A 13,000-nucleotide genomic window follows, 5' to 3' on the forward strand; every position below is an offset into this window, starting at 1 on the left:
ACGCGGCCGCCGCGCAGGCCGCCGCCGCCGCGCCGGGCGCGGCCGGGGAGGCCGCATGACGCGCCGTTTGCGTATCGCCATGGGCTTCGACTTCGTCTGCCCGTGGTGCCTGATTGGCCTGCGCCAGCTGCGCCAGGCCATCGCCATGCTGCGCGCCGAGGCGCCGGACGTGGAGGTCGAGTGCGACTGGCTTGGCGTGCAGCTGCTGCCGCAGGTCCCGGCGGACGGCCTGCCTTTCCACGAGTTTTATCTGCGCCGCCTGGGTGGCGAGGCAGCGCTGGCGCAGCGCCAGGCCATGGTGCGGGCGGCAGCCGAAGCGGCCGGCGCGCGCATCAATTTCGCCGCGCTGCACACCATGCCCAACACGGCCGACGCGCACCGCCTGCTGCAGCTGGCCGCCGGACTGGGCGACGCCGCGCAGTGCGACAGCCTGCTGGAGAGCCTGCTCACCGGCTACTTCGAGCGCGGCGACGACCTGGGCCGCGAGGCCACGCTGATGGCGCACGCGGTTGCCTGCGGCTACAGCCCGCAGCAGCTGGCGCCGGCCTTGCGGGGCGCCGCCATTCCCTACCAGGGCAGCCCGGCGGCGGGCGTGCCGTACTACACGCTGAACGGCCGCGACATCGGCAGCGGCGCCCGCGCCGCACCGCAATTGCTGGACGCGATGCGGGCGGCGCTGTGACGCGCCGCGTCGAGGTGCCGCAGGAGCGTTTGCCGCCGCCCGGCGGCCGCTCGCTGCTGCACGCCGGCGCGGCCTGCGTGGCGCTGTTCCAGGTCGACGGCCGTTACCACGCCATCGACGACCGCTGCCCGCACCAGGGCGCCTCGCTGGCCGGCGGAAAACTGGAGGGGCGCCTGCTGCAATGCCCCGCGCACGGCCTGCGTTTCGACCTGGCCAGCGGCTGCCTGGCCAACGTGCCCTCGGTGCGCGTGCCGGTTTATCCCATCCACATAGAAGAGGGCCGGGTCTACCTCGACCTGCCCGACCAAGAGACCTGACATGAACACTCTGATTACCGCCGCCGCGCCGCTCTGGCGCGAGCGCCTGCGCACGCTCGCGCCGGGCTTCCTCATCGCCGCCATGGTGGCCGCCGCCGCCAGCTTCCTGTCCGAGCACTACGGCGCGCCCGTGATGCTGTTCGCGCTGCTGCTGGGCATCGCGCTGAACTTCCTGGCCGCCGAGGGGCAGTGCAAGCCCGGTATTGAATTCACCGCGCGCACTGTGCTGCGGGCGGGCGTGGCCCTGCTGGGCCTGCGCATCACGCTGGCGCAGATTGCCGCGCTGGGCTGGAAGCCGGTGGCGCTGGTGGTCGTGGTGGTGTGCGTGACGATCCTGCTGTCGGTGCTGGCGGCCAGGCTGCTCGGCTTTAACAAGCTGTTCGGCTTGCTGACCGGCGGCGCCACCGCCATCTGCGGCGCCTCGGCCGCGCTGGCGCTGGCCGCCTCGCTGCCGGCCCATCCGCAGAAGGAGAAGGCCACGCTGTTTACGGTGATCGGCGTGTCCGCGCTGTCCACGCTGGCCATGATCTTGTATCCCATGATCTGCCGCCTGTTCGAGCTGACGCCGCTGCAGGCCGGCGTGTTCCTGGGCGGGACCATCCACGACGTGGCGCAGGTGGTGGGGGCCGGCTACAGCATGTCGCGCGAAACCGGCGACGCGGCCACCGTGGTCAAGCTGATGCGGGTGGCCATGCTGGTGCCGGTCATCCTGTGCGCGGCGCTGGTGGCGCGCGCCCAGGGCGCAGGGGCCGGGGCAGGCGGCGTCCGCCCGCCGCTGCTGCCCGGCTTTGCGGTGGCCTTCTTCGTGCTTGCCTGCGTCAACAGCACCGGCTGGATACCGCCGGCCGTGCAGCAGCTGGGCAATGACTTGTCGCGCTGGTCGCTGGTCATCGCCATCAGCGCGCTGGGCATGAAGACCCAGTTGAAGGAGCTGGCCAGCGTCGGCCTCAAGCCAGTGCTGCTGATGGTGGGCGAGACCGCCTTCCTGGCGGCGCTGGTGATGGTGCTGCTGCGCTGGGGGATGTAGGCAGGGCGGCGCCTGCCCATTTATTGCGGCGGCTGCAAGGGCTTGCCGTGCACGGCGCGCCAGTTGGCCGGCGTGTCGCCGAACTGGGTGGCGAACCAGCGGCTGAAGCTGCTGGCCAGCGAATAGCCCAGCAGATCGCCGATGCGCGCCAGCGAATAGCTGGGATTGTTCATATAGCGCTGCACCAGGTCGCGCCGCACGCCGTTGATCAGATCGCTGAAGTTGACGCCGTCGTCTTCCAGGCGGCGCTGCAGCGTGCGCACATTCATCCCCAGCGCCTGCGCGATCTGCTCGATGGTGGCGCGGCCCATGGGCAGCAGCAGGTAGATCGCCTTGCGCACCTCGAACACCAGCGACGACTCGTGCGCGCCGGGCAGCGTGTCGATGAAGCGCTGCGCGTAGCGCGCCATGGCCGGATCGGCCTTGGGATTGGGCGCGTCGAAGGCGGCGGCCGGACAGGCGATGCCGTTGAACTCGGCGCCGAAATGGATGTCGCAGCCAAACACGCGGCGGTGGATGCGCTGGTCCTGCGGCGCATCGTGCGTGAAGTTGACGCTGACCGGGCGCCATGCCGCCCCCAGCAGGCTGGCGCACAGGCGCGCCATCACGCCCAGGGCCAGCTCGGTGGCCTGGCGGCACGGTGTGGGCGTGTCGGTGACCACCTCTTCGCGGATGATGACCAGCTCGCCCGCCTCCTCGATAAAGATGGCCAGCGCGCGGTTCAGCAGGTGGCGGTACTGCACCGTCATCTGCAGGACGTCGCGCAGGGTGGCCTGGTGGGTCAGCAGCAGGGCGACCGCGCCCAGGTCGGAGAACTGGCGCGATTCGGCCATGCGAAGGCCCAGGGTCTGGCAGCCGCTGCTGGCGGCCGAATGTTCAAGCAATTGCACCGCGCTGAGGACGGGAATGGACTGGTCGGGGTCCTGCAGCATGCTCCTGGTCAGCCCCACTGCGGACAGCTCGGCCTGGGTGTTGATGCCCAGGTGCTGGGCTACTTCCAGATAGTTGGTTAACACGGCTGCGCGAACGAGTGTTGCCATTGCGATTGAGTCTCCTTGTTTATGCCGGCCCAGGCACGCGTTTGGGCAGGAAGCCGCGGCGCTTGGGCGCCGTCTACTTTCAGTAGGCATAATACCGCATGCCGTAGCGCCCGATGTTGCGTGATTTTGTCATTTCACGGCCAGGGCCAAGGCCACTTCGAGAAAGGATACGGAAATGTATATCGCCACAAATTATGCAAGGGCGAATGCTCTCGCCCCGCTGCTGATGGCGATTTTACTTTTCGCCCTCGCAGCTTGCGGCGGCTGGGCCAGCGCTGCGCCGCCAGCCGTCCACACGGTCTCCTATCATGTGGAGGGTGCGGCCGCCTCCAGCGTCCAGCTTGGCGATGGCGCGCTGCTGAAAGCGCCGGAACGGCCACGCAAGGGCAGCGCCTACTTTGCCGGCTGGTTCGTCACCGGCGAGGGAGAGGGCCACATGTGGGACTTCGCGCACCAGGCGGTGCGGTCCGACGTCGTGCTCAAGGCAAAATTCCTCGACCTTTCCGCCTCCAATGTCGTCGTGGACGCCTACCTCGACGAAGCGCGGCGAACGCCCTTTACCTTCAGGACGCTGCAGGAACTGCAAGCCGCCAATATTCCGGACGGCGCCACCGTCAACTTTGCGCCCGGCGTTTACTGGACCGACGACTACAAGGATCCCGCCGTCGCCAACACGCCGGCGCACCCGGGCTTGATCGGCATTTCATTCCCCCAGTCCGGCTTGACCTTCAAAGGGCTGACCTCCAACGCCGACGATGTGCGCATCGCCGGCAACCGGGGCCAGACCATGGGCGCCGAGGGCAACTGGAATGTGATCGGCATCGGCACGCATTTTTCCGCATACAACCTGACGGTGGCCAACTACGCCACGGTCGACCTGGTCTTCCCGCGCGACCCGTCGCAGAATGTGGCGCGGCGTACCGATGCGCGCGTGCAGGCGCAGACGATCACGGCGGCAGCCGGCGTCCCGTCCCTGGACCGGATGTATTTCGAAAACGTGCGCTTTATCAGCTTCCTGAACCTGACCGCCATCGGTCCGCGCAGGGCCTATTTCAAGAACTCCCATTTCCAGCTGACCGACGACGCCATCGCCGGCGGCGGCATCAACGTCTACGATCACTGCACATTCGACTTTTATGGCAGCCACCCGTCCTACGGCGGCTCATCGGTCCTTGCCGCCTTCCTGCATTCCACCTTCAACTTCCACAACGACAGCCCGGTCTTCTGGTGGTCGAAAAGCGGCGGCGGCTGGGTCATGATCGACAACCAATTTAATGGGCCCAAGGAGGAAATCCGCTGGGAGAACATCCAGCGGCCGGACGTCAAGCACTACGTCCACAACAACCGGTACGCCGACGGCACGCCCGTCGTTTTCGATCCCAGGTTTCCGGACGTGGCCCAAACGCTGACGAATGAGTCGCTGAAAATCTTCAAGATCGGCGAGGAGTACAACGTCTACAACCTGCTCAAGGGCGCTGACGGCTGGAACCCGTCGAAGCAGGCGGCGAGAAACGATACCGCATACAAGTTCACGCTGGCGGCCAGCACCGCAGCCAATGAGACTGTCATTACGCCGGGCTTTGTGCCCGCAGCCGCATACGGCGATGCATCGGTCCGCTACCAGTACGACGCGTCGCTGTTCAGCCCCGCCGCATCGAACAACGGCAAGCTGCACCTGAACGCCAAGCCTAACGTGAGCGGAAAGATTATTGACTCGGCCGTCAAGGCCAGCTTGCCGAACGGCCTGGTGGCGCAGGCCACGCTGCGTATTTATCCGGAGGCCGTCGCTGCTCCGCTGGTCGTGGGCACGCCGTCTATCGCCATAGGCAACAACACCGCCGCCCTGCAAATCGTCTACGACCATCCGGAATTTGCCGACGGCTCGTCCGTCACCTGGTTCAGGGGCCGCGCCCCGGGCGACAAGGCGGTCCAGGTGGCGGTCTCGACGCTGGGCAAGCCCTACAAACACTACCAGCTGTCCGCCGGCGATATCGGCCACTACCTCACCGCCGTGATTATTCCCAAGTACGAGTTCAGCCCGGCTGCCGCCAGTCCGGTCCAGGTGGCCAGCGCAGCTGCTGTCGCCGCTGGGGACGTCGCGCAGCCGTCCGTCATTTCCACCAACTTCGCCAATATCAGCTGGACCGGCCATGCGCTGAACCAGCCCGATGCCTGGTATGCCGACGCCATCAAGCCATCCGATATCGAGCAGGCGTGGGCGCCGTCCGGCGCAGCGCCGTGGCTCTACGCCGTGGGCGACCGGGACGGAGCCGTGGGCGTTGCGGGCCTGCGGACCGCCACGCAGGGCGCCCGCTTGCTCTACCAGCCTCAAGGCGCCTACGCCGACATGTCGCTGACGGTGGACCTCACGCCGGAGAAGGCCGCAGGGCAGGGCTTCGGCAGCGCGACCGGCCAGTATTTCGAGGTCTACATCAAATGGGACCCGGCCACGCAGACCGGCTATGCGCTGCGCTTCCAGCGTTTGTCGGCCGACCCTTTAAACGGCGGCAAGCCGATTCCGTCGTCGGGGAATTCGGTGCGGGTGTCGATGATGGAATACGTCAATGGCGCAAGGCGGATCTTCCCGGGCGCCTACGTTGAAAGCTCGGTCTTTATGCCGGGTGCGCGGGCCGTGTTCAAACTGGCCGGCGATGCGCTGTCGGCGGATGTGGTGACGGCATCGCCGCAGACCAGTGCGCAGGCCGGCTTTTCCTTGCCGAAGGAGATACACTTCCAGGCCCATGTGGCAAGCGCCGCCAGCACACTGGGCGGATTCGGTTTCCAGTTCACCGGAACGCCATCCGCAGGGAACAGGATTCAGCTCGAGAAGCTGGAGGTGGTTCTCAAGCCGCGCCAGGCGGCACGGCCGTGATGTGCATGATGTGCTCCTCCACCTGCCGCAGCACGGCTTGCAGCCGCTCCAGGATGGCACGGGCATCCACCAGCTCGCTGGCCGCTTCTTGCGGCGCGAGCTGCTCCAGTTCCTCGCACAAGTCGCCCATGCCGAACGCGCCCACACTGCGGGCTGCCGACTTGATGCGATGGCCCAATTCGCGCACGGCCTGCACGTCGCTGCGTGCCAGCGCCGCCTCCATATCGCGTAGGCCTTCCTGTGAACTGTGCAGGAATTTGACGGCGAATTTGCCTACCTTGTCCGTGTCGCAGTCCAGCAGCGTGGCCAGTACCGACAGGTCGATCACGTCCGGGTCGCCGCCGTAGGTGGCTGCGGCGGCTGTCGGCAGGGGCGCCGGCAACGGCGCTTGCTGCTGCGCGCGCTGCGGCAGCCATTTGGCGATGGTTTGATACAGCAGCGCAGGCTGCACCGGCTTGGGAATGAAGTCGTTCATGCCGGCGTCGAGACAGCGTAGCCGCGCCTCGGTGGTGGCCGTGGCCGTCATGGCCAGCACCGGGATATGGTGCAGTTGCGGCGTGGCGCGGATGCGGCGGGTCGCCTCCAGCCCATCCATCACCGGCATCTGCAAGTCCATCAGCACGCAGTCGAAATCGGTGTTGTGCAGCAGCTCCAGCGCGGCGGCGCCGTTGCCGGCCAGGCCCACGGCTGCTCCCGCTTCCTCCAGCATTTCCTGCGCTATTTGCTGGTTGAAGATATTGTCCTCGACCAGCAGGATGCGGGCCGTCTGCAGCGCCGCCGTGGCCGCCAGGGCCGGCGCGCGGGAATAGGCCAGCAGCGCGCTGGCGGCATCGCTGACCTGGCTGATCAGCGTGGGCAGGGTCTGCGACGATATGCCGAGCCGGGCGGTGAACCAGAATGTGCTGCCGGCGCCGGGCTGGCTGTCCACGCCCACGCTGCCGCCCATCAGCTCCGCCAGTTCCTTGCAGATTGCCAGCCCGAGGCCGGTGCCGCCGTATTCCCGCGTGGTCGACGTGTCGGCCTGCTGGAAGGAGACAAACAACTTGGCCATCTCCGCCTTGGACATGCCTATGCCCTGGTCGCTCACTTCAAAGCGCACCAGGCACTCGTCGGCGCCGTCGGCCACCTTGCGCGCGCGCAAGGTGATCCTGCCTTGTTCGCTGAATTTGATGGCGTTGCTGGCGTAGTTGATGAGCACCTGTTTCAGCCGCAGCGGATCGCCCACCAGCACCGGCGGCAAGGCGGGATCCAGGTCGAACACCAGCTCCAGGCCGCGCGTGGCCGCCTTCGGCGCCACCACCGCCGTCAGCGTTTGCAGCACCTGGTCCAGTGAAAAGTCGGCATGCTGCAGTTCCATCTTGCCGGCCTCGATTTTTGAGATGTCGAGTATGTCGTCGATAATGCCCAGCACATGTTCGCCGGCGAAGCGGATTTTTTCCAGATAGTCGCGCTGGCGCGGGTCCAGTTCGGTTTTCAAGGCCAGATAAGCCATGCCGATCACGCAGTTCAGCGGCGTGCGGATCTCGTGGCTCATATTGGACAGGAACTGGCCCTTGGCCGTGCTGGCCGCCTCGGCGAGCTGCTTGGCCTGCAGCAGCTCCTTGTTTTTGGCCTCGAGCTGTTCCTCGTAGCGCCGCTCGGATGTCACATCGTGGTAAATGGTGACGAAGCCGCTGACGGCGCCGTCCGCGCCGTAGATGGGGCGGCCGATAATATTCAGCACCACGCCGTCCATGCTGGTGCGGGTGAAATTGTGCGGCTCGAACTTCAGGCACAGCGCCACGCGCGCCGCCACCAGTTCCTCGATATCGCCCGGTCCATAGTCGCCGCGCGAGGCAATAAAGCGGAACACGTCGGCCATGGTCACGCCGGGGTGCATCACTTCAAGCGGAAAGCCCTGGGCCTGGCAAAAAGCGGGATTCCAGAAGCGGATGGTCAGGTCGCTGTCCACTATCGTCACGCCGACGGGCATATATTCCAGCGCAGCGGCCAGCCTGGGAAAGTTCAATCTGATGAACTCTTCGCTTTGAACAGTTGCTTGCATAAGCTGATCATCCCGCAGTGTGAAACAAGAGGCGTGTCTCTGAGCCACGCTTGCAGGCTGGCACATCATGCAGAACTCTAACTGATCTGGCGCTTGCTGTCAGGGGGGAGATTTCAGCGGCAGGCCGGCACGGCCTTCCTCATAGCAGGATGTTGTTCTGCGGCGCAGGCAGGGGGGCAAACCCGCTTTCACCAAACATTTCGTGCAGATCGATTTCAGGCTGCCGGCACGTCGGCGCGCCGCTGCGGCGTGCCACTGCCAGCGCCAGTCTGTCATCGGTACGTATCCGATCCGGGCAGGTTGATGGGCTGGCGGCAGCGGATTCCCGCCGCACTTTGACGCGGATCAACAGGCGCTGCGGCGGGGCGGGGCTAGCATGACGGGGCGCGGCTTGCGCGCGAATCCAAGCGATCTTATCTAAAGGGGAACGTCATGTGCTTACAACGTAAGGCAGTCAAAGGCAGGATGGTGCAGGTGGTAATGGCGGGCCTGACCGCCACGCTGGCGGTCGGCTGCGCCTGGGCGCAAGCCGACGGCAGCCAGAGCGCGTCGGGCGACCTGGCTGCCAAGCCGGCCCAAAGCGCTGTCCAGCGCGTCGGCGACGCATTGGCGGTGGTGCGCCAGCTGGAAGCGGAACCGCGCATGAAGCAGCTGCTGCAGCGGGCCAAAGGCGTGCTGATCGTGCCTTCCTACGGGCGGGCCGCGCTGGCCGTGGGCGCCCACGGCGGCGGCGGCCTGCTGCTGGTACGGCGTGCCGACGGCAGCTGGAGCGGACCCGCATTCTACGACCTGGGCGGCCTGACCGTCGGGCTGCAGGCCGGCGTCGAAGGCGGCCCGGTCGCCCTGGTGCTCAATAACGACAAGGCCGTCAATGAGTTCATGCAGAAAAACAATTTCGCGCTCAGCGCCGAGGCCGGCATAACCGTGGTGAACTGGTCCAAGCTGGCGCAGGGCACCGCCGGCACCGGCGACGTGGTGGCATGGAGCGGCACCAAGGGCCTGTTCGGCGACCTGCTGGCGGTGGGCGTGAGCGACATCCGTTTCAACCAGAGCCTGACCAACGCCTACTACGGCCGGACGCTGTCGCCCAAGGACGTGGCCGACGGCGGCGTGGCCAACACGCAGTCGCAGCCGCTGCAGCAGGCCCTGGCGACGGCGTCCACCAGTGTGAAATAGCGGGCCGGCAAGGACCGGCCCCGCAGCCTGCTTGCCTCGCGCGCAGGATTGACATAAATCAAACGCGCCTGCGGGCGCCGGTCCTAGACTCGGAGATCCAGGGCCACATGGGCACTGGCATAAACGACAGGAGGCAGCCATGGTAAGCGATAGTGAAGTGAAGAAGAGGGTGGAAAACGAACTGGAATGGGAACCTGACATTGACGCGGCCGATGTGGGGGTCACGGTCAAGGACCACGTCGTCACGCTGACCGGCTTTGTGCGCGGCTTTGGCGACAAGGTGCATGCCGAACGCGCGGCCAAGCGCGTGGCCGGGGTGGCCGGCGTGGCCAACGACATCGAGGTGCGCCTGGGCAGTTCGGTGCGGCCCGATCCCGATATCGCGCACGACGCGGTGGCGGCGCTGAAGGCCCAGCTGCCCGTCTCGTCGGAGGGGATCAAGGTGATCGTCGAGGATGGCGTGCTCAGGCTGGAGGGCCAGGTCGAGTGGAACTATCAGCGCGAGCGCGCCGAGGCGGCGGTGCGCCATGTGCGCGGCGTGCGCAGCCTGCGCAACCAGGTCACGATCAAGCCGACCGCCTCGGCCGGCGAGGTGCGCCAGAAGATCGTGCTGGCCTTCCAGCGCAGCGCGAACATCGACGCCGGCCGGATCACCATCGAGGCCAGCGGCAGCAAGGTCAAGCTGAGCGGCAGCGTGCGCACCTGGGCCGAGCGCGATGACGCCGAGCGCGCCGCGTGGAAGGCACCCGGCGTGACGGCGGTGGAAAACCACATCACCATCAACACCGCGCTGGCCATCTAGCGCCGGCCGCGTCAGGCCTGGCCGGCGGGGGCGGGATGGGTGCCCAGGCCCAGCGAGCGGGCGAAGCCGGCCAGCGCCGCCTGGTCCATTCCGTTCAGCACGTCGCGCTGGCGCAGGCACAGGGTGGCGGCCGCCGGCTTGCCGCACAGGGCGGCCATGGCCGCCAGCACGCCGGGGCCGCCGCTGCCGCCCATGGTGCAGAACAGGCCGAGCTGGCGGAACTGGCCGCGCTGCTGCGCGATGTAGCTGCGTATGGGCGCGCTCATATGCCCGGCCCACACCGGCGTGCCCAGTACAACGACGTGGTAGTCGCCCGGCCGGTGCCGTGGCGGCGCGATCTGCGCGGGCCGGCCGCGCAGCGCCTCCCAGGCCGAGCGCAGGTAGCCGGCCGCGCCGCTTCGCGGGCGCAGGTCTTCGATCCGCTCCAGGTCGGCGCCGCAGGCTTGGGCCAGCGCGCTGGCGACCTTGGCAGTGACGCCGGAGCGGGAGTAGTACACGATCAGGCAAAGTTTCATGGCAGCTCCTGGTTGGGTGGCGGGCCGCTGGCCCGTGCTGGTTGGACCGTGCGCCCGCGCCGGGGTTCCCCGGCGCGGCGGCGCCGGAAGAAGCACTGCTTGACCGCCTCCACCGCCACCAGGTAGGCCGCCAGCATGCCGGCCAGGACCAGGAAGAAGCCGGCCGGCGGCGCCACGAAGCCCAGCGCCGCGCCCAGCGCGGTGTAGGGCAGGCCCACGGCCACGGCCAGCACCGCCAGCGCCGCCAGCGCCAGCGCCGGATGCGGGCGGCTCCGGAGCGGGCTGCGGCGGGTGCGGATCAGGAAGATCACCAGCACCTGCGTCGCCATGGACTCGATGAACCAGCCGGTCTGGAACAGCGCCGCGCCGGCGTCGAACACGGCCAGCATGACGTAGAAGGTGAGCAGGTCGAATACCGAACTGACCGAGCCCATGGCCAGCATGAAGTCGCGCACCAAAACCATGTCCCATGGCTGCGGGCGCGCCAGGTACTCCGGGTCCACCCGGTCGAGCGGAAGCGGCAGCTCCGACAGGTCGTACAACAGGTTGTTGAGCAGGATCTGCACCGGCAGCATGGGCAGGAAGGGCAGCAGCAGCGAGGCGGCGGCCATGCTGAACATATTGCCGAAATTGGAGCTGGTGCCCATCATGATGTACTTCATGATGTTGCCGAAGGTGCGCCGCCCCTCCAGCACGGCGGCGTGCAGCACGCCCAGGTCGTGTTCCAGCAGTATCATGTCGGCCGCCTCGCGCGCCACGTCCGCCGCGCCGTCCACCGATACGCCCACGTCGGCCGCGCGCAGCGCGGGCGCGTCGTTGATGCCGTCGCCGAGATAGCCGACGACGTGGCCGCGCCGCTTCAGCGCGAGCAGGATGCGGCTCTTCTGGGCCGGCGTGACGCGGCAGAACAGGTTGGCGCGCTCGGCGCGCGCCGCCAGCGCGAGTTCGTCCATGCCGTCGATCTCGGCCCCGCTCAGCACGCCGCGCACCGGCAGGCCCAGCTGGCCGAACAGGTGGCGCGCCACCAGCTCGTTGTCGCCGGTGACGGTCTTGAGCGCCACCCCGGCCGCCGCCAGCGCCGCCAGCGCGGGCCGGGCGCTCAGTTTGGGCGGGTCAAGGAAGGTGGCGAAGCCGGCGAACACCAGCGCCGTCTCGTCGCCGACGGCGGCGTCGCCGTGCTCGGCCGCCACTTCCCGCCAGGCGATGCCCAGCACCCGCATGCCGTCCCGGCCCAGCGCCTCGCAGCGTGCGGCGATGGCGGCCCGCGCGGCCGTGTCGAGCGCCTGCACGGCGCCGGCCGCGTCCGGGCCGTGGCGCGCCGACAGGCGCAGGATGTCCTCCGGCGCGCCCTTGACCACCAGCAAGCGCGTGGCGCCGTTGTCGATCAGCACCGAGACGCGCCGGCGCTCGAAGTCGAACGGGCATTCCGCGATCTTGCGCCAGCCCGCCGCGCCGGCCCCGCCGTGGGCCAGGATGGCGTCGTCGAGCGGGCTGCGCAGCCCGGTCTCGAAATGGCTGTTCAGGTAGGCCAGTTCCAGCACCCGCGCGCTGTCCTGGCCGGCCGGGTCCAGGTGCTGCTCGAGCCGGATGCGGGCTTCGGTCAGGGTGCCGGTCTTGTCGGTGCACAGCACATCCATGCTGCCCAGGCTCTGGATGGCCGCCAGGCGCTTGACCACCACCCTGGCGGCCGCCATGCGCAGGGCGCCGCGCGCCAGCGTCACCGACACCACCATGGGCAGCAGCTCCGGCGTCAGGCCGACCGCCAGCGCGACGGCAAACAGGAAGGACTCGAGCAGGGGGCGCTGCAGCAGCACGTTGACCAGCAGCACGAACAGCACCAGCGACACCGTCATGCGCAGGATCAGCAGTCCGAAGCGGTGCGTGCCGCGCTCGAAGTCGGTGGGCGGTTCGTGCGCCTGCAGCAGGCGCGCCACCTCGCCCAGCGCGGTGGCCTGGCCGGTGCGGCACACCAGCACCCTGGCGCTGCCGCTGATGACCGAGGTGCCGAGCAGCACGGCGTTGCCGGCGGCCAGCACGTCGTCGCCGCCGCTCTGCTCGCACGCGGCCTTTTCGACCGGGTAGGACTCGCCGGTCAGCAGGGCCTGGTTGACGTAGCAGTCCCTGGCCTCGAGCACCCGGCCGTCGCACGGCACCAGGTCGCCCGCGGCCAGCAGCACCACGTCGCCCGGCACCAGCTCGGCCAGCGGCGCCTCGGCCGGCTCGCCGTCGCGCAGCACCCGCGCGCGCACCGCCACCGACTGCCGCAGCCGCTCCGCCGCCGCCCCGGCGCGGTATTCCTGCACCACGTCGAGCGTCACGCTGAGGACGACCACGGCGCCGACGATGGCCGAGCTGGCCGCGTCCCCGGTCAGCGCCGACAGCGCGCCGGCCAGCACCAGGATGAACACCAGCGGATTGGCGAGCTTGCCGGCAAAGCGCCATAGCAGCGCCGCCTGCTGCGGCGCGCGCACCAGGTTGGGGCCGTAGCGCGCCAGGCGCGCCGCCGCCGCCGCGAAATCCTCCCC

General features: G+C 68.3%; 11 protein-coding genes and 1 pseudogene. 6 read left to right on the plus strand and 6 right to left on the minus strand.

Going from position 1 to position 13,000, the window contains the following annotated elements; all coding sequences use genetic code 11:
• The 3 genes from GTP77_RS29050 to GTP77_RS29060 form a co-directional block, all read left to right on the plus strand.
• Nucleotides 1-682: DsbA family protein (locus tag GTP77_RS29050; protein ID WP_223149411.1), on the plus strand; the 682-nt coding region annotated here is incomplete at its 5' end.
• Nucleotides 679-999 (plus strand): Rieske (2Fe-2S) protein, encoded by a 321-nt coding sequence (locus GTP77_RS29055; protein WP_161075632.1) that lies wholly within the window; start codon nucleotides 679-681, stop codon nucleotides 997-999. The genes GTP77_RS29050 and GTP77_RS29055, both read left to right, overlap by 4 nt.
• Nucleotide 1,000: 1 nt before the next feature.
• Nucleotides 1,001-2,026 carry a YeiH family protein gene (locus GTP77_RS29060; RefSeq protein ID WP_161075633.1) on the plus strand — a complete coding sequence of 342 codons (1,026 nt, stop codon included), beginning with the start codon at nucleotides 1,001-1,003 and terminating at the stop codon, nucleotides 2,024-2,026.
• A gap of 20 nt (nucleotides 2,027-2,046) precedes the next feature.
• On the opposite strand, the gene GTP77_RS31330 is transcribed toward GTP77_RS29060, so the two are convergent.
• A complete protein-coding gene (locus GTP77_RS31330) occupies nucleotides 2,047-2,436 on the minus strand; it encodes a helix-turn-helix domain-containing protein (RefSeq protein ID WP_371869415.1) in 390 nt (129 codons plus the stop codon).
• A gap of 33 nt (nucleotides 2,437-2,469) precedes the next feature.
• Nucleotides 2,470-3,156: pseudogene (locus GTP77_RS31335) on the minus strand (AraC family transcriptional regulator); the annotation flags it as partial.
• 136 nt (nucleotides 3,157-3,292) lie between these two features.
• Here GTP77_RS31335 and GTP77_RS29070 point away from each other — a divergent pair.
• A complete protein-coding gene (locus GTP77_RS29070) occupies nucleotides 3,293-5,938 on the plus strand; it encodes an InlB B-repeat-containing protein (RefSeq protein WP_161075635.1) in 2,646 nt (881 codons plus the stop codon).
• On the opposite strand, the gene GTP77_RS29075 is transcribed toward GTP77_RS29070, so the two are convergent.
• Both GTP77_RS29075 and GTP77_RS29080 read right to left on the minus strand, forming a co-directional pair.
• Entirely contained in the window at nucleotides 5,910-7,946 is a 2,037-nt protein-coding gene (locus GTP77_RS29075) for a response regulator (protein WP_161075636.1), read from the minus strand. The two genes, GTP77_RS29070 and GTP77_RS29075, sit on opposite strands and share 29 nt — an antisense overlap.
• Nucleotides 7,947-8,121: 175 nt before the next feature.
• Nucleotides 8,122-8,331 carry a hypothetical protein gene (locus GTP77_RS29080; RefSeq protein ID WP_161075637.1) on the minus strand — a complete coding sequence of 70 codons (210 nt, stop codon included), beginning with the start codon at nucleotides 8,329-8,331 and terminating at the stop codon, nucleotides 8,122-8,124.
• Between the two features lie 83 nt (nucleotides 8,332-8,414).
• On the opposite strand from GTP77_RS29080, the gene GTP77_RS29085 reads away from it, so the two are divergent.
• Together GTP77_RS29085 and GTP77_RS29090 are read left to right on the plus strand one after the other, a co-directional pair.
• Entirely contained in the window at nucleotides 8,415-9,158 is a 744-nt protein-coding gene (locus tag GTP77_RS29085) for a lipid-binding SYLF domain-containing protein (RefSeq protein ID WP_161075638.1), read from the plus strand.
• Nucleotides 9,159-9,297: 139 nt separating this feature from the next.
• Nucleotides 9,298-9,960, plus strand: a complete 663-nt coding sequence (locus GTP77_RS29090; protein WP_161075639.1) for a BON domain-containing protein — start codon at nucleotides 9,298-9,300, stop codon at nucleotides 9,958-9,960.
• Between the two features lie 11 nt (nucleotides 9,961-9,971).
• Here the strand turns inward: GTP77_RS29090 and GTP77_RS29095 are convergent, their stop codons facing one another.
• Together GTP77_RS29095 and mgtA are read right to left on the minus strand one after the other, a co-directional pair.
• Nucleotides 9,972-10,475 (minus strand): flavodoxin family protein, encoded by a 504-nt coding sequence (locus GTP77_RS29095; protein WP_161075640.1) that lies wholly within the window; start codon nucleotides 10,473-10,475, stop codon nucleotides 9,972-9,974.
• Nucleotides 10,472-13,000 (minus strand): magnesium-translocating P-type ATPase (gene mgtA, locus GTP77_RS29100; protein ID WP_161075641.1); only part of this gene is annotated, 2,529 nt, incomplete at its 5' end. The genes GTP77_RS29095 and mgtA, both read right to left, overlap by 4 nt.

Origin of the sequence: Pseudoduganella aquatica (assembly GCF_009857595.1) — a bacterium.
Classification (GTDB): domain Bacteria; phylum Pseudomonadota; class Gammaproteobacteria; order Burkholderiales; family Burkholderiaceae_D; genus Rugamonas; species Rugamonas aquatica_A.

Excerpts from the sequence above, each read along its gene's own strand:
- GTP77_RS29095 (WP_161075640.1), bottom strand. The coding sequence starts at position 10,475 with ATGAAACTTTGCCTGATCGTGTACTACTCCCGCTCCGGCGTCACTGCC.
- GTP77_RS31330 (WP_371869415.1), bottom strand. The coding sequence starts at position 2,436 with ATGGCGCGCTACGCGCAGCGCTTCATCGACACGCTGCCCGGCGCGCAC.
- GTP77_RS29060 (WP_161075633.1), top strand. The coding sequence starts at position 1,001 with ATGAACACTCTGATTACCGCCGCCGCGCCGCTCTGGCGCGAGCGCCTG.
- GTP77_RS29090 (WP_161075639.1), top strand. The coding sequence starts at position 9,298 with ATGGTAAGCGATAGTGAAGTGAAGAAGAGGGTGGAAAACGAACTGGAA.
- GTP77_RS29070 (WP_161075635.1), top strand. The coding sequence starts at position 3,293 with ATGGCGATTTTACTTTTCGCCCTCGCAGCTTGCGGCGGCTGGGCCAGC.
- GTP77_RS29085 (WP_161075638.1), top strand. The coding sequence starts at position 8,415 with ATGTGCTTACAACGTAAGGCAGTCAAAGGCAGGATGGTGCAGGTGGTA.